Genomic DNA, 23061 nt, shown 5'->3' with positions numbered 1-23061 from the left:
TCAGCGAGTTGGCGTCCATTCTTTATTAGTCAAAGCAGTCAGCACATGGTCGCGCCACTGACCATCAATCAGTAAATAATCCTTGGCGTAACCTTCACGCTCAAATCCAAGGCGTGTCAGTAAGTTGCCACTGCGATGATTGTGCGGCATATAATTAGCCATGATACGGTGCATCCGTTCCTGCCGCTGCATATAGCGAATCAGCGGCTGCAACGCTTCAAACATTAAACCCTGGCCCTGCCAGCGCTCACCTAATGAATAACCCAGAAAACAGGCATGGAACGAACCTCGCAGTACATTGCTAAAGTTAGCCACTCCGCGCACTTCTTTCTCTTCTGGGTCCAGCAGAATAAAGTAGTAGGCGCTCCCCTGCTTTTGTAGCTCCATGATCATACCCAGCCGCGCCTGCCAACCGGAGGGCATGCAATGACTTTGATCGCGCACGGGTTCCCATGGTTTGAGAAGTACCTGATTTTCAGCATAATACTCCGCCATGCGGTAGGCATCACGTTCATGAACCAACCGCAATGACATGCGGTCCGTCGTCAGGCGTATTTTAGGTGTTGCTGAATGATAGCCGAACATCTGCTCCCCTTGGGCTGCACTCTGTACTTAATTTAGCGACAATCTTTTACTTCAATATACCTGTTGCCCATACCCTGCGTAAAACCGCCCTTGCAAACTTTGCACACGAGGACACAATGAAATCACCTGGTTAAAGCGGTGAATAAGCATTTTATTATGAATAATCGATGAGGTAACGTATTGACGATAAAAAAATATTATCAATCTACCCCCTATCGTTTCTATCAATTTGGGTACAAACTATAAGCGTGTTTTTATTCCCTCCATATTTAATTTCTGACGGTGAAGCATGGCCTTGGTATCGCAAGCTCGGAGCTTGGGTAAGTATTTTTTATTGCTTGATAACTTATTAGTTGTGTTGGGTTTTTTCGTTGTCTTCCCACTCATCTCTATCCGATTTGTCGATCAACTGGGTTGGGCTGCGGTGCTCGTTGGCCTGGCCTTGGGACTAAGGCAACTTGTCCAACAAGGGTTAGGTATCTTTGGTGGTGCCATTGCCGACCGTTTCGGTGCCAAGCCAATGATTGTTACCGGTATGCTGATGCGGGCTGCGGGCTTTGCATTTATGGCAATGGCCGATGAACCTTGGATACTCCTGCTGGCATGTGCGCTATCTGGCTTAGGTGGCACCCTATTTGATCCGCCGCGTACCGCTTTGGTTATCAAATTAACCCGCCCCCATGAACGTGGCCGTTTTTACTCCCTGCTGATGATGCAAGACAGTGCAGGTGCGGTGATCGGCGCATTAATCGGCAGTTGGTTGCTGCAATACGACTTCCATTTTGTCTGTTGGACTGGCGCGGTAATCTTCATTTTGGCGGCAGGCTGGAACCTTTGGTTGCTGCCCGCGTATCGCATTTCCACCGTGCGTGCGCCAATGAAAGAAGGTTTAATGCGGGTGCTACGTGATCGCCGCTTTGTAACTTATGTCCTGACGCTAACAGGCTATTACATGCTGTCGGTACAGGTGATGCTCATGCTGCCGATCGTGGTAAATGAGATTGCGGGGTCTCCTGCTGCCGTTAAATGGATGTACGCCATTGAGGCCGCGCTTTCTTTGACATTGCTTTACCCACTTGCTCGCTGGAGCGAGAAACGTTTTCGCCTCGAACAGCGCCTCATGTTTGGGCTATTAATCATGACATTAAGCCTGTTTCCGATCGGCTTGATTTCCCACCTGCAAACACTGTTTATGTTCATTTGCTTCTTCTATACAGGTTCAATTATCGCTGAACCCGCACGTGAAACCCTGGGGGCTTCGCTGGCCGACTCGCGCGCACGTGGCAGCTATATGGGCTTTAGCCGTCTGGGGCTGGCGTTGGGCGGCGCATTAGGCTATACCGGTGGCGGCTGGATGTACGATACTGGCCGAACGCTGGAAATGCCGGAGTTACCCTGGTTCCTGCTGGGCGTTATTGGGGTAATTACGCTGGCCGGGCTTTACTGGCAGTTTAATCAGCGCCGTATCGAGTCTGCCATGCTAAGCGGCAGCTAGCACTATTCTGTCGTTAGCACTAGCGCCAGAGTCGCCAAGCCTCTCTGGCATCTTTTTATTCTCTTTTCAAACCAACGTTGATTCGGGGTTATCCGATTGGCAGATGCCCCCCACCGCCGCATTATTATCCGCAATCCTGAACCTTGGTTGAACAAATAGGGTTAATAATACAAAACAGTGGATTAACCGGTTACTATTGGCCTGTTTGTCTGGTTTGATGTGATGCGCCATCTGGTTTGTTTAGTAAATATTGCTATGAGGTTTTGATGAAGACATTAATGTGGGGCGCTGCTGCGCTGATTGTGACCACGACACTGGTCGGCTGTAACCAATTAACTCAATACACATTGAGCGAACAGGAAATCAATGAATATCTGCAAAAACACAATAACTATGAAAAGCAGATTGGCATACCCGGTCTGGTTGACGCCCACATTATCTTGACGCAATTGCAGAGCCAGATTGGCCGTACTGAGCCTGGTAAAGTGACCTTAACCGGTAATGCCAAAGTAGACATTACCTCGATCCTTGGCCCACAAAGTGCGGATATGACGCTGACACTAAAAGCGCAACCGATATTCGATCGTGAGAAAGGCGCTATCTTCCTAAAAGATATGGAATTGACTGATTATACCGTTAAGCCGGAAAAAATGGATTCAGTGATGAAAGCACTGACCCCTTATCTGAATCAGTCGTTGAAATCCTACTTTGATCAGCAACCGGTCTATGTGTTGGACAGTGAAAAGAGTAAAGCTGAAGGGATGGCGAAAAAGCTGGCAAAAGGTTTAGAAGTGAAACCAGGCCAGTTAGTCATCCCACTGACTGACTAGCTGCACTGCGAGGTTTACAGGCTATCGTCTGCTGCATCGTCACTGATACCAAATGCCATTGGCGTTGCAGTAAACGAATGACAAATCGGTCGGGAACCGGTTTGAACAGTATTTATGCTAGCTCGCAAAATGAGCCTCAAAGAATGAGGCTCATTAATCCAACCGGGTTACTTAAGTCGGCAGAGTATCTTCAGACAACTCATCCCACATCGCCTGTAACGCTTCGCGGCTCAACTGAGCCAACGTCCGATAAAAACCGGTGTTAGCGTGGGCCTCTACTTTGCCGAGAAAGCGACCACACCAGGGCAGTAAATAGTCGTTAAACAGTGCGGTTTGAGCCGCAATCTCATCCTCTGCGGCCTGGTCTTCCAGCCAAGAGGCAGCCAATAATAACCCGCCAAAATGATCAGTTGGGCCATCGCCCAGCGGCATCCCTCGTTGTTGCAAAAACGCTCTGACCTCAGCTTCTGGGCAAGCATCGTCATAATCGCTGCCATAAGGTGACACGCTACCATCGTCGCCGACGAACAACGCGTTATAATCAGCGGCCACCGCCTGTGGCTGATACTCTTGTTGCAAACGCGTCAGCAGCTCACCTTGTTCCAGTGGCCAGTGCTGCTCTAATTTACCCTGACTTATCAGCGCAAAAAGGGGGGCCAGTAGCGGATCTTGTGGTTGGCGATAAAATAGTGACCCAAGAACCCGGCACACCAGAGAGAAATCATTCATTTACATCTTCCTGTTTCTTATAAATATTTAAACCACAAGTGACAATGTCACATACTTTATATTATAAATCAGCCAACTCAGGGATTACCGGGCGGCCACGTTGCTCAAGGTAATTCAGTAACCGGCGCGGGCTAACATTCAAAATACGGTCTGGCGGGAAATTCACCTCAGCAATAATCCGCTCACAATGTTCGAAAATCCCCAATGAATAGGCAATATGGGAGTCAGAACCTAATGCCAACCAGCCACCGGCATCACGGACCGCTTCGGCAATCGCCCGGCAGTTCGCTTCGCTGCCCTTGCGTGAATGCGTAAAGGACGAGTTATTCAACTCCAACGCCACATTGTATTTTGCCGCTGCATCAGCAATAGCTGGAATATCAACAGGATATTTAGGATTACCGGGATGGCTGATGATGTGCACATTCCCTTGTGCCATGGCCGCAATCATTGCCTGAGTATTGGCGGCTTTGTCTTGAGGCGGGAATACAGGTTCATGGAAGCCGGCAATTAGCAGGTCGATGGCATCAAGCATCGGGCCGGTACAATCGATATCACCGTCCAAATTCTTAATATTGGCCTCAATACCGCGCAAAATACCCACACCATCTACCAACCGTGGCCAGACACGCATGTTCATAAAGTGCCAGTAATGCGGGGCATCAGCCATATCCGGGCCATGGTCAGTAATGGCAAACAGCTTAATATTTTTTAACTTAGCTTCGGCAATGTAATCGTGCAGGGTGCTGTAAGCATGGGTGCTGGCGATGGTATGCATATGTAAATCAACAGGATACATGACTACTCCACAAAGTCTTTTAAGGCAGGATGGCTTTTTTGCAGGTAAAGCATAGACTGCTAATGATAGCAGGAATTCTTCTCATCAACAGCGCTAAAAGCCCTTACTTGCAGGGCTATCGCTATATCTCATCGAACCGAGTCAGTATGTAAATCAGTAACCTCGTACCACATCGACCAGGCCCGCTGGCACTCTCCCCGCTTCGATGGCTTGAATATTGGCAACTACCTGATCCATCGCTATCTCCGGCAGGGTTATCGCTGCAATATGCGGTGTAATAGTGATGCGTGGGTGACTCCAGAAAGGATGCATTGACGGTAAGGGTTCCTCAGCAAATACATCCAATGTCGCCGCTGCGACGCTCCCAACACTCATTGCAGTTAATAGATCACGCTCCAATAAATGTGCACCACGCGCAATATTGATCACATAAGCGTTAGCATTCAATTGTGAAAACAGCGATTGGTTCAAGATACCGACAGTTTCGGGCGTATTGGGCAGCAAATTAATCAATAATTGTGTCCCTTGCAGGAAAGTCGATAGTTTCTCTTTGCCGGCAAAACTGGTTATACCCTCAATCTGTTTTGGTGTACGGCTCCAACAACGCACGGTAAAACCAAACTCAGCCAATTTGTGGGCCACGCTTTTACCTAATACCCCCGCCCCAAGAATACCTATGGTAAATTTATCATGCTGATGCGGCTCCAGCGGTTGCCACACTTTCTGCTGTTGTTGCAGTTGATACTCATCCATTCGGCGGAAATATCGCAATACACTGGCTACCACATACTCCTGCATTTGCAATGACATACCAGAGTCTTCCAATCGTACCAACGGCACTCCGGTTGGCAATGTGCCCGGAGAGCGGCGCTCTTGATCCAAAATAGCATCGACCCCCGCCCCTAAAGCAAAAATGCCTTTCAGTTCAACACGTCTGGCGAGCATTTCCTGTGGTGGCTGCCAGACGAGAGCATAATCCGCCGGTTGTGTATCACCACGTCGCCACTGCCTGATTTTCGCCGTGGGCAAACGAGATTGTATGCCTGACAACCACTGTTTTGCTTCAAAAAACGGGTGATAAAAAATAATATTCATTATTTGCCAGCTCCTTGCGAAAGTACCTGATAGATTTCCGCGATTAACGGTCAGATGCAAGTGTTACCCGCAAGAAATGACGATGAAATCAGCAAACTGCTGTAACTTTAGCTAACCAGTAACAAAGCCAATATAAGAGGGTTGACGCTGGGCACACTTTTGCCTACATTACGCCGGTCGACCGCGTTTAGCGTAGTTGATAGCTGTAACACGGTGAGGTGTCTGAGTGGCTGAAGGAGCACGCCTGGAAAGTGTGTATACGTGTAAGCGTATCGAGGGTTCGAACCCCTCCCTCACCGCCATATTTAGTCTGTAGATGAACCTCGGTTTCTACGACAAACGAAGCGGCAATCGATAACATGTCTGGTTTCATACCTGAACCTGTTAACCCGATTGCCGTTTTTTTTCGCCTTCAGATAGCTTTATTTCCTGCCAAATGTCGTTTCAGACAGATACACCCTAAATAATTCGAGTTGCAGGAAGGCGGCAAACGAAATACAAATCGGTCGGGAATCGATTTGAACAGCATTTATGCTCACCCGATGGGCTTACATTTGTAAGTAATTCAGATTATTGAGCGTAGCCAACGCACATGCAGCTTTAAGTATGACGGGCATAAACATAATCACTTTATTAAATGCCTCTATTACTAATTAGTTTATTTCCAGTTCAATATTACATGTTACAAGATAAGGAATATTATAAATCCGAAATAACCCATATCGAGGTATCAAATGAAAAATAAGCGATTTTATTTTATTTCTTTACTATTGACCCTGTGTGTTAACTCCCTATCAGCCTCGCCGTTAATCGTTGCTCATCGTGCAGGAACAGCCGATTACCCAGAAAACACTCGACATGCCATCAGTAAAGCGTTATCAAATAACGCTGATATTATTTGGGTCTCGGTTCAACTCAGTAAAGATGGTGTTTTAGTACTCTATCGGCCCAAAGATTTGAGCGAATTGACTGACGGCAACGGCCTGGTTTCTGACCACTCTTGGCAAGAATTACAGTTATTAGATGCGGCCTATCACTTTAAAAGTGACGATCAGTATAAATTCCGCGGATGGGGAGTAAAGATCCCCTCATTACATCAGGTTTTATTATCATTCCCACAAACAAAATTCACTATAGATATTAAGTCTCCTGATGCAGATCCAAAAATAATAGCGAATGCCATAACAGAAGTGAGAGAAAATATTCTCTCACCTGACCGCATTGTTTTCTATTCTACTGAGAAAAAATATCTTAATGCGCTACCTGATTATATAAGTAAATTCGAGACACGTAATAAAACCCGTAAAATTTTAGCTACTGCGGTGATGGCAGATGAATGTATAATAGCCAAAAACAAGGGCAATTCATTTATTAGCAGCCAGAATAGACATTATGCCTTTGAATTAAGACGTGATGTAAAGGTCGTGGAGAAACTCACCTTGGGTAAAGGAACAACCCGGACCCAATTGGTTTGGAATCAACAGGCAATGGACTGTTTCAAGCAGAGCGAAGATGCAAAAATTTTGCTGATTGGCATAAACTCTGCAAAAGATTATCAACTAGCTAAAGATCTCGGTGCCGATTATGTGATGGTTGATTCACCTCTGCAGGCGAAAAATTGGCGTTAATTGCTTATAATTTGCCGGTGATTTACGCTATATGCATGCAGAATAACCAGATGAATGGCAACGGGTAAATACTGCTTGACCATCTGCCTGCTGGTCCCTATAGTACCGCCCCGTTGCCGTGCTTAGCGCGGTAACATAACGGTGAGGTGTCTGAGTGGCTGAAGGAGCACGCCTGGAAAGTGTGTATACGCGTAAGTGTATCGAGGGTTCGAACCCCTCTCTCACCGCCATATTCGAGCAAAAGGCTCTGACGAAAGTCAGAGCCTTTTTCGTGACTCCCACCAAGGTGTTTCTACAACTTACGGCGGCGCCTCTCTTTATCTATGCGGTCTCCCAATGGGGAAAATGGCATTAATCGGCTATAAACTACTTGATTGCGCCCTTGTTTCTTCGCCTGATAAAGTGCTTCATCCGTCATTTTTAATGCTTTTAGCATCGACATTCCAGGCAAATAAAGAGACGCACCAATCGAGATGGTGGCCTTTATTTTACGTCCGTCAGGTAAAACCACCGCAAGATTCTCAACTTGTTGGAGAATTCGCTCGGCAACCGCTTTAATCGTTTGTGGTTCATGGCGGCGGGTTATAACAATAAACTCTTCACCGCCATAACGGCCAACAAAATCCTCATCACGAATGATTGACGTCAACAGCTTCCCCACTTCTGTTAGAAGTAAATCACCACCGTCATGACCATAGCTGTCATTCACCGACTTAAAATGGTCCAGATCCAGAATCATTAAACCACACGCCTGGCGACTGTTGTGAATTGCCGTTAATCGATAATCAATACTTGCCCGGTTATTTAGCTGAGTTAATTTGTCAATATTCGCCCGGTTTTTCATCGAAAAATAGGCGGAGATATGACGCTCTTTAAAATTCAGTGCATGGTAGCAAATAGCCAAACAGAGCGCGGAAATCAGTTGATATACTATCACCTGGGCCCAGGTCAAAATATGCGGGGCAACTAATATAGCAACGACCATACGATAAATCGCAATAGCGAGGATTGCGGTATAAAAAATACGATTGCTTTTTCGCTCCCAGACTCGTGACAGTATGAGCGGAATAAATATTATTGTTATAAGAATATTGTCGAGGGTAAACCAGCCTGTGAAAGCAAAATTAATCAGCAATGCTGTCAAGCTACTTAACCAACCACCATAGAAAGTGACCAAAATAATCGGAATCAACTCGAAACTATAGAAAAACGCACCTGAAATCACCCACTGGTCCTGATTCAGATAAAGTGAAACCAGTCCCGATGCGACACCAAATAGAATACGTTTCCAGACATCCCCATTGTAAGAAAAAGCACTGTTCTTACTTAAGGCAAAATAACTGATTGAGAGCGTCGCATAGGTGACACAAGCATCTCGGTATAGTGTCGATAGAGATTCTAATTCGCTCATGGCGTAGCATTAATCCTTTGAATTCTCAGCGAGGATTTTGGCTGACATTGGTTTGTCTTATTGCCAACTAACATTAAGTAACGTTTTACGTCGAATATATTCATTGGAAATCCTAAACATTAAGCATGGTTAATAGTCATAGTTTCTAACTCAAATCTTAGCTGTGAGACAGGTTTTATTCCTGAATAATTTCATTATGGGACCACTCCTTCAATTTATGTAACAAGATGTCGTCTAATCACCCGCTTTCGATTTCGCACACAGGATGCAGCCCTGGCTTGGATGCTTATTGTTCAATTTCCGATACTTGGGCCTAAAAGAAGGCGCTAGTGAGGATAATATCCACTTTTCATTTATTCAGGGGAGGAATGCACTGGTCCACCATGAATCCGTTCATTTAATCCTCTTTATAAAACCGACAGTTATCTAATTTCCCGGCTGAGATTGATATACATCTAGATCTTAGTCACCTAATTGGCGTATCGTTGTGTTCTGCTACTCGAGACGGACCCCTACTGGCCCGCCATTTATTTTGTCTTTTCTTTATTTGGTTTGCACCTTAGATGAAAACGCACGGAATTAACGGCATTAGGCCGTTCAGCGCGCTTATTGACGCTTGCTGGCGAGAAACCTATACACTTCAGAGACTTCTCAAAGATATAATTGCCGGTGTCACTGTCGGTATCATTGCTATCCCACTGGCGATGGCACTGGCTATTGCCAGTGGTGTCCCACCACAATACGGCTTATATACCTCCGCTATTGCCGGTATTGTCATTGCGGTCACCGGCGGCTCCCGCTATAGCGTATCCGGCCCCACTGCCGCTTTTGTGGTTATTCTCTATCCGGTATCACAGCAGTTTGGTTTAGCGGGTTTACTTCTGGCTACACTGATCTCCGGTATATTTTTATTATTTATGGGCCTAGGGCGACTTGGCCGATTGATTGAATATATCCCGCTGTCCGTCACCCTCGGTTTTACCTCAGGTATTGGTATCACCATTGCCACCATGCAGGTGAAAGATTTCTTTGGCCTGCACCTGACAGAAGTGCCGGAAAATTATGCTGGTAAAGTTGCCGCGTTGGCTCAAGCAATGCCAACTATCAACCTCAGTGATACGTTAATTGCAACCGTCACCCTGCTGGTATTAATACTCTGGCCACGGTTAAAATTAAAGTTACCGGGTCACTTACCGGCATTGGTTGCGGGTACTGCCGTCATGGCGGTGTTATCCCTATTTGATCATCAAGTGGCGACTATCGGCTCACGCTTTGGCTATTTACTGGCCGATGGCACCCAAGGCCACGGCATTCCCCCCATCCTGCCGCAATTTGTCTTGCCGTGGAATTTACCTGCTGCCAATAGTCAGCCATTTGTATTGAACTGGGCAACCTTCTCTGCATTACTGCCCGCAGCCTTTTCTATGGCAATGCTGGGCGCAATTGAGTCATTGCTCTGCGCCGTCGTACTTGATGGTATGACAGGACAAAAACATCACTCCAACAGTGAGTTAGTCGGTCAGGGACTGGGGAATATCATTGCACCATTCTTTGGCGGGATCACTGCGACTGCCGCCATTGCTCGTTCTGCGGCTAATGTTCGCGCAGGTGCAACCTCACCGGTGTCAGCCATCATCCACGCACTGTTGGTCTTACTGGCGTTACTGGTACTGGCACCGATGTTGTCTTATCTGCCTTTAGCTGCGATGGCGTCTCTGCTACTGATTGTGGCCTGGAACATGAGTGAGGCACATAAAGTCGTTGATCTCCTGCGCCGAGCGCCTAAAGATGACATTATTGTGATGTTGTTGTGCATGAGTCTGACCGTATTATTTGACATGGTGATTGCAATCACGGTGGGTATTGTGTTGGCCTCGCTGCTGTTTATGCGGCGCATTGCGCGCATGACGCGCCTGAGTGAGATACCCGCGACTGTTGATGAGCATACGCTGGTATTGCGAGTGAACGGGCCACTGTTTTTCGCTGCCGCAGAGCGGATATTTAATGAGTTACTCAGCCGTTGTGAGAATTATCAAACCATTATTTTACAGTGGGATGCAGTACCGGTTCTGGATGCCGGTGGCCTAAATGCGTTCCTACGCTTCACAGAGGCGCTGGGCGAGCAACAACAGCTCGTTATCACGGATATTCCTTTCCAGCCGCTGAAGACGCTGGCAAGAGCCAGAGTGCAGCCCATTGAAGGCAAGTTGAGTTTTTATGGGTCACTGCCAGAAGCGCTGGAGGCTTTACGCGTAAGAGGTTAGTCCCTTTGAGTGAGTATGACGGTTTTCAAAAAAGGCAGTGTAGTTACCTACACTGCCTTTTCTTTATTCAAATATTACCGGCGAACACTTTTTACTTGCTGGTATCCAGCACCGGGAAACTCTTCACCAAATCATCGATAGCTTTCATCTGCACCAGGAACGGTTCTAGTTTGTCTAATGGCAAAGCTGACGGGCCATCACACTTGGCGCTGTTCGGCTCTGGGTGCGCTTCGATAAACAACCCTGCCAAACCAACAGCCATGCCAGCACGCGCCAGTTCAGCCACTTGAGCACGGCGGCCACCGGAGGCTGCACCAAACGGGTCACGGCATTGTAATGCGTGAGTCACATCGAAAATAACTGGATGACCGCCAGTCGCCTGGACCATAACGTTGATACCTAACATATCAACCACCAGATTGTCATAACCGAAGTTACTGCCGCGATCACACAAGATCACTTGATCATTACCGGCTTCTTTAAATTTATCGACAATATTGCCCATCTGCCCAGGACTGACAAACTGCGGTTTTTTCACGTTGATAACCGCGCCAGTGCGGGCCATAGCTTCAACCAAATCAGTTTGACGCGCCAAAAATGCCGGTAATTGAATAACATCAACCACTTCGGACACCGGTTTTGCCTGGCTGGCTTCATGCACATCGGTGATGATTTTGACACCAAACTGCTGTTTCAGCTCTTGGAAGATTTTCATTCCCTCTTCCAAACCGGGACCACGGTAAGAATGAATTGAAGAACGGTTGGCTTTGTCGAACGAGGCTTTAAACACATAAGGAATGCCCAACTTTTGGGTCACCGTGACATAATGTTCACAAATGCGCATTGCCAGGTCGCGCGACTCAAGCACATTCATGCCGCCGAACAGCACGAAAGGTAGGTCGTTCGCTACGTTGATATCGCCAATGCTAACCACTTTCTGTTTCATACTAATACCTTTATAAAGGGTAAATCGAGATTAATTACCACGGTTATGCCGCAAGACATGGCTACCATACAACCGTGGTATAAAAGAGATCAGTGCAATGTCACCCGCTGTTGCTCAATGGAGTGGATCTGCATTTTTATCATTTCAGCAATCGGATCTTCCGGGCACTGTTCAACAAAATAACTTAAATCAGAGATAGCAATATGGTTGCAATCCAGTTGGGCATAAATCAAGCCACGGTCGCGGATTTCATAGGGGTCATCGGGGTCAAAAGCCAATACCGCTTCACTGGCGCGTAATGCCAATTCCATCTGCTTCTCTTCCATTAATGCCGCTTTCAATGTATCAAGCATTTTACGCACAATCAGGGTATTTTCCGCTTCTTCCAGATCTTCATCTTCCAGTTCGGCGCTCAAACCCAGGTTGCCCTTAATCCACACTTCTAGCATATGTTCATTAAGTGTTTCACCGTTTAACGGATTAATCAGCCACATTTCTTCATCTAACCAATCAGCCCGAAGAATTAATTGAGTTGGAAAGATAACTGGCATCAAAGGTAGATCCAGTTGATGGGCGATGTGCAGGAAAATGACGCCCAGCGATACTGGCGTCCCTTGGCGTTTATCCAACACTTTATCGAGCCAGATAGCGTCTGACAGGCGATAAACGCCACCAGCACCGCCAAATTTCCATTTACGGTAAAACAGATCAATAAGCACTTCTAATTGCTGATCCTGATTGAGATCGGCGGGCATCGCAGCCCGGGCATCATCAACGAGCTGTTGTAATTGGTTGCGTACATCAACCAGTGGAAAATTCTGTCGAATCTCCTGGGTAACCAATAACACCCCATCACACAGGGACGCGTTGTTAAATTCGAAATCAGCAATGCTACTCATAGATATCCCATCAGCAGTGGTAATTTAGTTGTTGCCAGTTTGACAATCAAATACAGGCAACCCAATGCGAGTATGAAAGCAAGCCAGCGACGATTCTGGCTGCGGGTTCGCTTACCTAATGCGACATAGCCAAGCAGGATATAGATAATAACGCCAAACAGCTTTTCAGTCAGCCATGTTCCTTGCGGACTGAAAGGGTAAAATCCAGTGATAAAAATCAGTACAATACCGCTGACAAATAGCAACGTATCATTGATATGTGGCGTTATTTTTACCCAGCGCTTATCCATCATAGCCGAACCGCGACATTTCCAAAAGAAACGTAATACAAACAGCGTAATACTGATAACCACTGTGAGTAAATGCAAATACTTCATGGCGATATAATCAACCCACATGACTCTCGCTTCCTTATCTATGTTAAATATTTATCGTTTTTTTTATTTGTTGCCGAATAAATGCCGCACAAAATCAGATTCTTCTTGATTAGCCGATCCATTGCCCCAAAGTAACACGATCATTATTACCATAATCTTTATGCGTCATTACAGCACTAAATCCGGCGTTTTTAAGTAATTTCTGTACTGCATCGGCTTGCTGCCAGCCATGCTCCAACATTAACCAGCCTCCCGCCTCTAAATAAGCCGGCGCACAACGGATTATCTCGTCCAGTGAAGCCATCCCTTCGGCAGGTGCGACGAGCGCACTGTGAGGCTCAAAGCGGACATCACCTTCGTTCAGATGCGGGTCATCAGCATCAATATAAGGAGGATTGCTAACAATCAGCGTAAATTGTCCGTCGACCGCGTCAAACCAGCTACTTTGCAGAAAATGTACATTATCTATGGCCAGCTTTTCTGCATTATGGCGAGCCAGTGCAACAGCCTCGGCTTGGATGTCCACACCCACCACAGCACAATCTGGCCGCTCACTGGCTAACGCCAAAGCAATAGCACCGGTACCGGTACCCAAATCCAAAATATGGCAAGGAGTGGCTGGCAGATGCGCCAACGCCTGTTCAACCAAACATTCGGTGTCAGGGCGTGGAATAAGAGTGGCGGAGGAAACACTGAGTGGCAATGACCAGAATTCGCGCTCCCCAACCAGATAAGCAATAGGTTCCCCCTGCTCACGCCGGGTTGCCAGTTGTTCCAATCGCTGTAACTGATCGGCTGTCAGCTTAGTTTCACCGAAAGCCAACACATAGGTACGCGCCTTTGCGGTGACAAAACTCAATAGAATCTCGGCATCGCGCTTGGGGCTGTCACTCTGACTGAAACGGGCTGCCGTTAACGACAGCCACTGCTGATAGTCCATTAATCTTGCTCTGACAACGCAGAGAGCTGGTCGGCTTGATATTCCTGCACAATCGGCTGAATCAGCATATCCAGTTTGCCTTCCATCACTTCATCCAGGCGATAGAGGGTCAGGTTAATGCGATGATCGGTCACTCGGCCCTGTGGGAAGTTATAGGTGCGATTACGATCAGAGCGATCACCTGAACCAAGCAGATTACGGCGCTCGGAAGCTTCCGCCAATTGACGCTTTTGCATTTCTGCGGCACGGATACGTGCACCCAACACCGACATCGCCTTGGCTTTGTTCTTATGTTGTGAGCGTTCATCCTGACACTCCACCACCAGGCCCGTTGGAATATGGGTGATACGGATTGCCGAATCGGTGGTGTTAACGTGCTGACCACCGGCACCAGACGAGCGGAAAGTATCAATACGCAAATCACCGGCATTGATTTCCGGCATCTCAGCTTCAGGAATGGCAGGCATTACCGCGACGGTACAGGCAGAGGTATGAATACGGCCTTGTGATTCGGTTTCGGGTACACGTTGCACACGGTGACCACCTGACTCGAATTTTAACTGACCAAACACCCCATCACCAGAGACCTTGGCAATCACTTCTTTATAGCCACCATGCTCGCCCTCACTGGCGCTCATGATTTCAACTTTCCAACGGCGTGCTTCAGCATAACGGCTGTACATGCGGAACATATCACCAGCAAAAATAGCCGCTTCATCACCACCGGTCCCGGCACGAATCTCAAGAAAACAATCACGCTCATCATCAGGGTCTTTAGGGAGCAACAACACTTGCAACTGCTGTTCCAGCTCTTCACTGCGCGCTTTTGCTTCTTTCAGTTCTTCCTGAGCCATTTCGCGCATTTCAAGATCTTCCAGCATCATTTCTGCGGCTTCGAGATCATCTTGCACGCTGCGCCATTCTTTAAAACAGCGGGTGACATCCGTTAATTGCGCATATTCACGTGACAACGCGCGGAAACGGTCTTGATCGGCAATAACGCTGGCATCGCCAAGATACGCCAGCACTTCTTCGTGACGCTCTTGTAACGCTTCCAGTTTGGCAACAATAGAAGACTTCATCCGTGGTTTTAAACCCTGTAATTAGAGGAAACTAATGCTGATCCAGCCCAAGGCTGTCGCGTAATAATTGCAACCGCTCCATATCGCCATCGCTGGCGGCTTGCTGGAGGGATTTGGTAGGAGCATGAATCAGGCGGTTAGTGAGCTTATGGGCCAACTCATTCAACACTTGTTCTACATTGGCACCCTGCTCAATGGCGGCCAATGCTTTAGCGGTCATCTCACTACGAACCTGTTCGGCCTGAGAACGATAATCACGAATGGTTTCAACCGCCCCCTGCGCACGTAGCCAGGCCATAAAATTCATGCTTTCCTGCTGTACTATTGATTCGGCCTGCACCGCAGCGGCCTGACGCTGTGCCATATTGTGCTGAATAATCGCGTGTAGATCATCAACACTGTATAAATAGGCATTAGACAGTTTACCCACTTCCGGCTCAATATCCCGTGGTACGGCGATATCGACAAACAGCATTGGCTGATTGCGGCGGCTTTTCAGAGCACGTTCGACCATTCCCTTACCAATAATAGGCAATGGGCTGGCCGTTGAACTGATAATAATATCGGCATCGGCCAATCGGGCATCAATTTCCGGCAAAGTAATCACTTCGGCCCCCACTTCTGTCGCCAGCACTTGAGCTCGCTCACGGGTACGGTTAGCGATAATCATATGCTTAACTTGATGCTCACGCAGATGACGAGCCACCAGCTCAATGGTTTCCCCAGCACCCACCAACAGCACATTCAGTTCAGAAAGCGACTCAAATATCTGACGTGCCAGAGTACAGGCAGCAAAAGCAACCGAAACGGCACTGGCTCCAATATCTGTTTCTGTCCGAACCCGTTTGGCAACCGAGAAAGACTTCTGGAACAACCGCTCCAACTCGCCAGACAGCGATTGACCACGCTGAGATTCAGCAAAGGCCTTTTTCACCTGCCCCAAAATTTGAGGTTCGCCTAATACCAGTGAGTCTAACCCGCTGGCAACACGCATCAAATGACTGACGGCATCATTACCATGGTGCCAATACAGGCTTTTTTTCACTTCGTCCGGGCTGAGTTTGTGATAGGTACAGAGCCAGGCAATAAGTTGTTCATGCAGATTATCTTGCTGCTCTACGCTGAGATACAACTCAGTTCGGTTACACGTAGACAATACGACACCGCCCTGCACCAACGGCTGTTGGAGCAAGCTGACAAGCGCCTGGTCGATAGATTCCGGTGAAAAGTTCACTCGTTCACGTAAAGATACAGGCGCAGTTTTGTGATTAATGCCTAATGCAAGCAGAGTCATGAGAACGGCTTCGAGTAATACTGATGTTAGTATGGATTCTCGTCTGAACCGCATTCTACTTGATGCGCGGGTTCAATAAAAGTCACAGTGCAATATCCTAAGTATTATCATAAATTATGGTCAGAAATTGGTTATCTGCTGTACAACAATATTGGGTAAACCCTGTACAAAATAGAACAAGAGATTGACGCTCAGCCTTCAGCCCGTTAGCGTGAGCACCTCAGATACCAATTAGCCAGGTATCAAATAATTTGTTTTATCAAAAATTATTATTTATCGGTAACATGACCTCATCAAAGACGCGTCGCCAATGATACCCGTGCGACCGATAGGATTTATAGCCATATGTCGATGTATAAAATCAGTTTTTATCGCCTGCTCCCTTTAGCAACTCTGTTGCTGGCAGCCTGTAGCACCACGCCACCGACCGGTCCGGCGACCAGTCCGACATCGCCACAGTGGCGGCAACATGAACAACAATTACAACAATTGAGCCAATTCCAGACCCGGGGTGCCTTTGCGTATATTTCTGAAAAACAAAAAGTCTATGCGCGCTTTTTCTGGCAACAAACCACACCTGAGCGCTATCGCCTACTGCTGACCAACCCATTGGGCAGCACAGAACTGGAATTGGTGGTACAACCTGGCGTTACCCAGTTGACCGATAATCAAGGCAAACGCTATGTCAGTGATGACCCACAGGAAATGATTCAAAAGTTGACGGGGATGTCCATCCCATTGGAAAGCTTACGTCAGTGGATTTTAGGGTTACCCGGTGATACCACTGATTTCACCCTTGATGATAAGTACCGTTTGAAGCAAGTGACTTATAAACAAAATGGTATGACGTGGGTGGTTGATTATCAGGAATACAACACTCAAGTGACACCAGCATTGCCGAGCCGCATGGAACTGAGCCAGGGCGGGCAGCGAATTAAGCTAAAAATGGATAATTGGACTGTCAAATAACATGGTTAGCACGCATCAACATGTCTGGCCCTCACCGGCCAAATTAAACCTGTTTCTTTATATCACCGGGCAACGGGCCGATGGTTATCATGACTTACAAACCCTGTTCCAGTTTCTCGATTATGGCGACCAACTGACTATTGTGCCGCGAGATGACAATCAGATTCGCTTATTAACGCCAGTCGCAGGCGTAGAAAACGAACAGAACTTGATAATTCGCGCGGCGCGATTGCTACAACAACAATTTCTACAACAACAATTGCCACAACAACAGCCCGGCACGGTAAAAGTACCTCGGGGGGCAGATATCAGTATTGATAAACGCCTACCAATGGGGGGAGGACTGGGTGGTGGTTCATCCAATGCCGCCACGGTACTGGTTGCGCTCAATTTACTGTGGCAATGTGGTTTCTCTGATGAAAAATTGGCCACTCTTGGCCTAACATTAGGTGCCGATGTGCCGGTGTTCGTTCGTGGGCATGCTGCCTTTGCTGAGGGAATTGGCGAAAAATTGCAACCTGCGGAGCCTTTAGAGAAGTGGTATTTGGTGGTACACCCCGGTGTAAGCATCCCAACACCAATTATTTTTTCTGATCCTGAATTAAAAAGAAATACGCCAGTTCGCCCACTGGCGGCGCTTTTAAGCATTCCGTACGCAAATGATTGCGAACCGATCGCAAGAAAACGTTTTCGCGAGGTTGAACAGGCTCTTTCATGGCTGTTAGAATACGCTCCGTCACGCCTTACCGGAACCGGCGCTTGTGTGTTTGCAGAATTCGACACTGAGGCATCGGCCCGACAGGTGTTAAGTATTGCCCCGGAGTGGTTGCATGGTTTTGTTGCTCGTGGTGTAAATGTTTCGCCACTGCATCGTGCGCGCTCTGGGAAAATTGAAAGTCGTGAGTGCAGATAACGATTTACAGCGTTATGTAAGGTCGATGTAATGGCTCTACTAACCTTGGGTTCTGAAAATACCTGTCTCATTTGATTGAAAGCCGGTTCATAATGCTGTTTTGTACCCAATAGATTTCAAGATACAGGAAAGCGGCAAACGAGCGAATCCCGATAACCTTACATGAGTAAGTGATGCGGGTGAACGAGAACAGTCGACACACCTGTAATTTGAATGATGACGGTTATTCACCGTGTTTTGGCTTTAAATACCCGTATGTATATTGCAATCAGTATGAATAATCGCCCCTGATTACTGATATGACAATATCTTCTCTGGACGCATGCCTGAGGTTCTTCTCGTGCCTGATATGAAGCTTTTTGCTGGTAACGCCACCCCGGAACTAGCACAACGTATTGCCAACCGTTTGTACACCAGTCTTGGTGACGCCGCTGTAGGTCGTTTTAGCGACGGCGAAGTGAGCGTGCAAATCAACGAAAATGTACGCGGTGGTGATATTTTCATCATCCAGTCCACCTGCGCACCCACGAACGATAACCTGATGGAACTGGTTGTCATGGTTGATGCCCTGCGTCGCGCCTCCGCAGGACGTATTACTGCTGTTATTCCTTACTTCGGTTACGCTCGTCAGGATCGCCGTGTGCGTTCTGCCCGTGTACCGATCACTGCCAAAGTTGTTGCCGATTTTCTCTCAAGTGTTGGGGTTGACCGCGTATTGACAGTGGATCTTCATGCTGAACAGATCCAAGGCTTTTTTGATGTTCCGGTTGATAACGTATTTGGTAGCCCAATCCTGCTGGAAGATATGTTGCAGCAGAATCTGGAAAACCCAATTGTTGTCTCTCCAGACATCGGCGGCGTTGTTCGCGCCAGAGCCATTGCAAAACTGCTGAACGATACTGATATGGCGATTATCGACAAACGCCGCCCACGTGCTAACGTTTCTCAGGTGATGCATATCATCGGTGACGTTGCTGGCCGTGACTGCGTGTTAGTTGACGATATGATCGATACCGGTGGCACATTGTGTAAAGCAGCGGAAGCCCTGAAAGAACGTGGTGCCAAGCGTGTATTTGCTTACGCGACTCACCCGATCTTCTCTGGTAACGCGGTTGAAAACATCAAACATTCTGTTATCGATGAAGTGATTGTTTGTGACACGATTCCGTTGTCAGCTGAAATCAAGGCATTAAAAAATGTGCGTACTCTGACCCTGTCGGGCATGTTGGCTGAAGCCATCCGCCGTATCAGCAATGAAGAGTCCATCTCTGCGATGTTTGAGCATTAATCAGTATTAGGTTGTGGATATCCCTGCGGTGCTATCTGGCCGCAGTTAGCCATTAAGCTATTTTCGTGATAGGTCACTTGCTGGGCATCACGAATGGGGTTCATAACGAATTGATACTATGCAATGCATAAATTGAAGCAGATAAAGAAAAACCCGTTGAAGCAGATGCGACAACGGGTTTTCTACTCTCGATCGCTGAGTTCTTGATCAATAGGTGTTTGTCTTACCGCTCGTTGAGCCGTCATTTACCCCTCCTGCACATCAGCTCAATTAAAAAGCCAAGAAAACAGGTCTATGTTTGCAGCTTCGCTGTAATTAGTCGCTAATGATACCTTGCTCGCTAGGAGTGACGCTGGTTGCGATTACAACGTTTGTCAAAGTGCTTAATCCACCAATAACGATCCGCAACTTCCTCACGCCCACCGATACGCGCGCCAACTAACCACAACAGTGCGCCGACAAAAATACTCATCACGGCACCATGGGCAAAGAATTGCGGTAGACCCAGTTGAGATACCTCTGTCAGAATTGAGTAACCTACCCCTACGACCATGGTAACCAAACCTAATCCCATCAGCACATTACCGACCCTTGCTGCGCTTTTACGTTTCATATGCCACCTCCACTTAGGTTGCCAATAAATAACCACTGAGCTGAGCGCTAAAACTGCTTGCTTAATGCGATTATTCATGTCCACTTAATAACTAAGTATAGTCAGGCTTGCGAGGAAGGTATTGCGCTTGTGATCACAACTGGCAAATATATTCCAACAAATCTTTACATAATCCAGACATTTGGCACTGAATTTGAACTATACATACAGGCAACTATTCACATCTTGAACTATTCACTCTAAATAAATTCATGCTAGCAGTTTTGTTATTACGCGCTATGACAGGTAAACTATGGCACTTTAATTCCTTTAGTTATAGCGAATGGCGACGTGAGCAGTATTAAATTAATCGTTGGGCTGGCAAATCCGGGCGCTGAATATGCCCAAACTCGCCACAATGCAGGTGCTTGGTATGTGGATTTATTGGCGCAGCGCCATAATCAACCACTGAAAGAAGAGAGTAAATTCTTCGGCTACACTGCAAGGCTAAATCTGGCAGGTCAGGACGTTCGCTTGTTGGTACCCTCTACCTTTATGAATCTCAGTGGCAAGGCCGTAGCCGCAATGGCTGGGTTTTACCGTATTCTGCCGGAAGAGATTTTAGTCGCACACGATGAGTTGGATATCCCGCCGGGCGTGGCTAAATTAAAGCTAGGTGGCGGTAACGGTGGCCATAACGGCCTGAAAGATATTCAGAGCAGGTTGGGGAATAACCCTAACTTCTATCGTTTGCGCATCGGCATCGGTCATCCGGGTGATAAAAGTAAAGTCACCGGTTTTGTTTTGGGTAAGCCACCAATCAGTGAACAAACCTTAATTGACGAGGCCATTGATGAATCTATCCGCTGTACTGAAATACTGCTAAAAGAAGACATTACTAAGGCAATGAATCGCCTGCACTCCTTTAAGGCCGGCGTATAATACTGGCCCGGTTCCCCGGCTAACGAACATAAGCCGGGGTGCCTGTATTAGTTGTTATTCATTTTTGTTGCACAGCGCATTAATCCCCTGTTGTCCCTCACCGGTCAATACCACCCCTGAAAATATCACCCTCACCCGCCCGAGAAAATTGTTGCTTTTACCATCATATTCGCCCGCAATATCACTCAATTTATCGCTACAAAAAAGCGAATCCCAATCTGATGCCTTTTCTTTGTTGCGCGATAAGTCGTGGCTGCGTTCAAACTTGTCGGTTACTGCGGTAAATTTCAACTGGATGCTGTCGAAATCTTCATAAAGGGTATTTTTTTTGTACCCCACATATCTAACGCTCTTGCCCGAGTGACTTTCAATTTCCACCCCATATTGATCAACCAACTCGGCAAAGGAGGGAGCGGCAGGCTCAACATCTGCGGTAAGAAAACGCATTCCCACAATACCCGCCATTCCCCCGAACAAGATGACGATCAGCCATTTATAGATACTCATTTCCATTGGAATTACCCAAATTCAGTATGCGGACTGTAATAACTAGTTATCGGACATTTATCAGGAAACTTAAGATGGCATAAGCGTGATCTCGGGCACAGAGTTAGAAAAATCAATCACCTACTCGTTCTCACAGCATGTTCCCTTGCGGCGACGAAACAGCATGATCGAGATAAATCGTCAGAATGTGTATAATGGCGACATAAATTTTGATTACATCAGCACGTTAACCCTAACGAGTTGATTTTTAAGTTATTTAAGGTGATATAAAACATGGGATTCAAATGCGGTATTGTGGGCCTGCCTAACGTTGGTAAATCCACCCTGTTCAACGCGTTGACGCAAGCGGGTATTGAAGCCGCTAACTTCCCGTTCTGCACCATTGAACCCAACACGGGTGTGGTGCCAATGCCGGACCCGCGTCTGGACCAACTGGCCGAGATTGTTAAACCTCAGCGCATTTTGCCAACCACGATGGAATTCGTCGATATCGCGGGCCTGGTTAAGGGTGCATCCAAAGGCGAAGGCCTGGGTAACCAGTTCCTGACCAATATCCGTGAAACTGAAGCAATTGGTCATGTGGTACGTTGTTTTGAAAATGACAACATCATCCATGTTGCCGGTAAAGTAGATCCCGTTGATGACATTGATACCATCAACACTGAACTGGCACTTTCCGATCTGGAAACCTGTGAACGCGCGATGCATCGTGTTCAGAAGAAAGCTAAAGGCGGTGATAAAGACGCTAAAGCGGAACTGGAAGCGCTGGAAAAATGTCTGCCACATTTAGAAAATGCTGGCATGCTGCGTGCGTTGAACTTGAGTGCTGAAGATAAAGCCGCCATCCGTTATCTGAGCTTCCTCACCCTGAAGCCAACCATGTACATTGCTAACGTCAATGAAGATGGGTTTGAAAACAATCCCTATTTGGATCAGGTGCGTGCCATCGCTGCGGCGGAAGGTTCTGTGGTAGTTGCCGTTTGTGCCGCAGTTGAGTCTGATATTGCTGAGTTGGAAGATGCAGACCGCGCTGAATTTATGGCTGAGTTAGGTATTGAAGAACCCGGTTTGAACCGTGTGATCCGTGCCGGTTATGAATTGCTGAATCTGCAAACCTATTTCACTGCCGGTGTAAAAGAAGTGCGTGCCTGGACCATCCCGATAGGTGCAACTGCACCACAAGCTGCCGGTAAAATTCACACCGACTTCGAGAAAGGCTTTATCCGCGCACAAACTATCGCTTTCGAGGACTTTATCACCTACAAGGGTGAGCAAGGCGCGAAAGAAGCCGGCAAAATGCGTTCAGAAGGTAAAGATTACATCGTAAAAGATGGCGACGTGATGAACTTCTTGTTCAACGTCTAAACAGCTTCTGTTGTCTCATGAGATTTAATTGAATCTCATGAATACTGACAAACCCCATAAAATCCACACGCTTGTGTGGATTTTTTATTTCATGATGTCTCAACTCATCTC

General features: G+C 47.1%; 22 protein-coding genes and 2 tRNA genes. 11 read left to right on the top strand and 13 right to left on the bottom strand.

Features of this window, described 5'->3' with window-relative positions:
* On the bottom strand, positions 1-585 hold the full coding sequence (gene rimJ, locus Q2T71_RS09485) for a ribosomal protein S5-alanine N-acetyltransferase (RefSeq protein WP_372558909.1): 585 nt from the start codon (positions 583-585) through the stop codon (positions 1-3).
* A gap of 289 nt (positions 586-874) precedes the next feature.
* On the opposite strand from rimJ, the gene mdtH reads away from it, so the two are divergent.
* Together mdtH and Q2T71_RS09475 are read left to right on the top strand one after the other, a co-directional pair.
* On the top strand, positions 875-2080 hold the full coding sequence (gene mdtH, locus Q2T71_RS09480; protein WP_083159016.1) for a multidrug efflux MFS transporter MdtH: 1206 nt from the start codon (positions 875-877) through the stop codon (positions 2078-2080).
* Between the two features lie 266 nt (positions 2081-2346).
* A complete protein-coding gene (locus Q2T71_RS09475) occupies positions 2347-2910 on the top strand; it encodes a lipoprotein (RefSeq protein ID WP_372558908.1) in 564 nt (187 codons plus the stop codon).
* Between the two features lie 171 nt (positions 2911-3081).
* On the opposite strand, the gene Q2T71_RS09470 is transcribed toward Q2T71_RS09475, so the two are convergent.
* From Q2T71_RS09470 to ghrA, 3 genes are all read right to left on the bottom strand, one after another.
* The gene (locus Q2T71_RS09470) at positions 3082-3639 is read right to left on the bottom strand and encodes a molecular chaperone (protein WP_372558907.1); all 558 of its coding nucleotides are present in this window, start codon (positions 3637-3639) and stop codon (positions 3082-3084) included.
* A 61-nt stretch (positions 3640-3700) separates the two neighbouring features.
* Positions 3701-4438 carry a phosphatase gene (locus Q2T71_RS09465; protein ID WP_372558906.1) on the bottom strand — a complete coding sequence of 246 codons (738 nt, stop codon included), beginning with the start codon at positions 4436-4438 and terminating at the stop codon, positions 3701-3703.
* A 153-nt stretch (positions 4439-4591) separates the two neighbouring features.
* On the bottom strand, positions 4592-5533 hold the full coding sequence (ghrA, locus tag Q2T71_RS09460; protein ID WP_372558905.1) for a glyoxylate/hydroxypyruvate reductase GhrA: 942 nt from the start codon (positions 5531-5533) through the stop codon (positions 4592-4594).
* Between the two features lie 212 nt (positions 5534-5745).
* Here ghrA and Q2T71_RS09455 point away from each other — a divergent pair.
* The 3 genes from Q2T71_RS09455 (at position 5746) to Q2T71_RS09445 (ending at position 7391) form a co-directional block, all read left to right on the top strand.
* Positions 5746-5835, top strand: a tRNA-Ser gene (locus Q2T71_RS09455).
* Between the two features lie 432 nt (positions 5836-6267).
* Complete coding sequence (locus tag Q2T71_RS09450) at positions 6268-7161, top strand: glycerophosphodiester phosphodiesterase family protein (RefSeq protein ID WP_372558904.1); 894 nt, start codon at positions 6268-6270, stop codon at positions 7159-7161.
* 140 nt (positions 7162-7301) lie between these two features.
* Positions 7302-7391, top strand: a tRNA-Ser gene (locus Q2T71_RS09445).
* 62 nt (positions 7392-7453) lie between these two features.
* On the opposite strand, the gene Q2T71_RS09440 is transcribed toward Q2T71_RS09445, so the two are convergent.
* On the bottom strand, positions 7454-8572 hold the full coding sequence (locus Q2T71_RS09440) for a GGDEF domain-containing protein (RefSeq protein WP_372558903.1): 1119 nt from the start codon (positions 8570-8572) through the stop codon (positions 7454-7456).
* Positions 8573-9135: 563 nt separating this feature from the next.
* Between Q2T71_RS09440 and dauA the strand changes: the two genes are divergently transcribed.
* Positions 9136-10836 (top strand): C4-dicarboxylic acid transporter DauA, encoded by a 1701-nt coding sequence (gene dauA, locus Q2T71_RS09435; RefSeq protein WP_372558902.1) that lies wholly within the window; start codon positions 9136-9138, stop codon positions 10834-10836.
* A gap of 91 nt (positions 10837-10927) precedes the next feature.
* Here dauA and kdsA read toward each other — a convergent pair whose 3' ends face one another.
* The 6 genes from kdsA to hemA all read right to left on the bottom strand — a co-directional run bounded on the left by kdsA (position 10928) and on the right by hemA (position 16374).
* Entirely contained in the window at positions 10928-11782 is an 855-nt protein-coding gene (kdsA, locus tag Q2T71_RS09430; RefSeq protein WP_005185168.1) for a 3-deoxy-8-phosphooctulonate synthase, read from the bottom strand.
* Positions 11783-11871: 89 nt separating this feature from the next.
* Positions 11872-12681 (bottom strand): invasion regulator SirB1, encoded by an 810-nt coding sequence (sirB1, locus tag Q2T71_RS09425; protein ID WP_372558901.1) that lies wholly within the window; start codon positions 12679-12681, stop codon positions 11872-11874.
* Positions 12678-13079 (bottom strand): SirB2 family protein, encoded by a 402-nt coding sequence (locus tag Q2T71_RS09420; RefSeq protein ID WP_005185164.1) that lies wholly within the window; start codon positions 13077-13079, stop codon positions 12678-12680. The genes sirB1 and Q2T71_RS09420 overlap by 4 nt, the downstream gene beginning before the upstream one ends.
* Before the next feature lie 88 nt (positions 13080-13167).
* Positions 13168-13998, bottom strand: a complete 831-nt coding sequence (prmC, locus tag Q2T71_RS09415; protein ID WP_372558900.1) for a peptide chain release factor N(5)-glutamine methyltransferase — start codon at positions 13996-13998, stop codon at positions 13168-13170.
* Positions 13998-15080 (bottom strand): peptide chain release factor 1, encoded by a 1083-nt coding sequence (gene prfA, locus Q2T71_RS09410; RefSeq protein WP_005185162.1) that lies wholly within the window; start codon positions 15078-15080, stop codon positions 13998-14000. The genes prmC and prfA overlap by 1 nt, the downstream gene beginning before the upstream one ends.
* A gap of 31 nt (positions 15081-15111) precedes the next feature.
* Positions 15112-16374 (bottom strand): glutamyl-tRNA reductase, encoded by a 1263-nt coding sequence (gene hemA / locus Q2T71_RS09405; protein WP_083159026.1) that lies wholly within the window; start codon positions 16372-16374, stop codon positions 15112-15114.
* Positions 16375-16719: 345 nt separating this feature from the next.
* Between hemA and lolB the strand changes: the two genes are divergently transcribed.
* From lolB to prs, 3 genes are all read left to right on the top strand, one after another.
* Positions 16720-17343 (top strand): lipoprotein insertase outer membrane protein LolB, encoded by a 624-nt coding sequence (gene lolB / locus Q2T71_RS09400; protein ID WP_372558899.1) that lies wholly within the window; start codon positions 16720-16722, stop codon positions 17341-17343.
* Between the two features lies 1 nt (position 17344).
* Positions 17345-18256 carry a 4-(cytidine 5'-diphospho)-2-C-methyl-D-erythritol kinase gene (ispE, locus tag Q2T71_RS09395; RefSeq protein ID WP_372558898.1) on the top strand — a complete coding sequence of 304 codons (912 nt, stop codon included), beginning with the start codon at positions 17345-17347 and terminating at the stop codon, positions 18254-18256.
* Between the two features lie 340 nt (positions 18257-18596).
* Positions 18597-19544 carry a ribose-phosphate diphosphokinase gene (gene prs / locus Q2T71_RS09390; RefSeq protein WP_004390739.1) on the top strand — a complete coding sequence of 316 codons (948 nt, stop codon included), beginning with the start codon at positions 18597-18599 and terminating at the stop codon, positions 19542-19544.
* A 340-nt stretch (positions 19545-19884) separates the two neighbouring features.
* On the opposite strand, the gene ychH is transcribed toward prs, so the two are convergent.
* A complete protein-coding gene (gene ychH, locus Q2T71_RS09385; protein WP_083159029.1) occupies positions 19885-20157 on the bottom strand; it encodes a stress-induced protein YchH in 273 nt (90 codons plus the stop codon).
* A 330-nt stretch (positions 20158-20487) separates the two neighbouring features.
* On the opposite strand from ychH, the gene pth reads away from it, so the two are divergent.
* Positions 20488-21078 (top strand): aminoacyl-tRNA hydrolase, encoded by a 591-nt coding sequence (gene pth, locus Q2T71_RS09380; protein WP_372558897.1) that lies wholly within the window; start codon positions 20488-20490, stop codon positions 21076-21078.
* A gap of 54 nt (positions 21079-21132) precedes the next feature.
* On the opposite strand, the gene Q2T71_RS09375 is transcribed toward pth, so the two are convergent.
* Positions 21133-21591, bottom strand: a complete 459-nt coding sequence (locus tag Q2T71_RS09375; protein ID WP_372558896.1) for a hypothetical protein — start codon at positions 21589-21591, stop codon at positions 21133-21135.
* A 267-nt stretch (positions 21592-21858) separates the two neighbouring features.
* On the opposite strand from Q2T71_RS09375, the gene ychF reads away from it, so the two are divergent.
* Positions 21859-22950: a redox-regulated ATPase YchF gene (gene ychF, locus Q2T71_RS09370; RefSeq protein ID WP_083159031.1), complete on the top strand. Its 1092-nt coding sequence runs from the start codon at positions 21859-21861 to the stop codon at positions 22948-22950.
* The last annotated feature ends 111 nt before the right edge of the window (positions 22951-23061 follow it).

This window comes from Yersinia sp. 1652 StPb PI (assembly GCF_041538345.1).
GTDB classification, from domain to species: Bacteria; Pseudomonadota; Gammaproteobacteria; order Enterobacterales; family Enterobacteriaceae; genus Yersinia; species Yersinia enterocolitica_E.
This window is presented reverse-complemented; position numbering and strand designations above follow the sequence as displayed.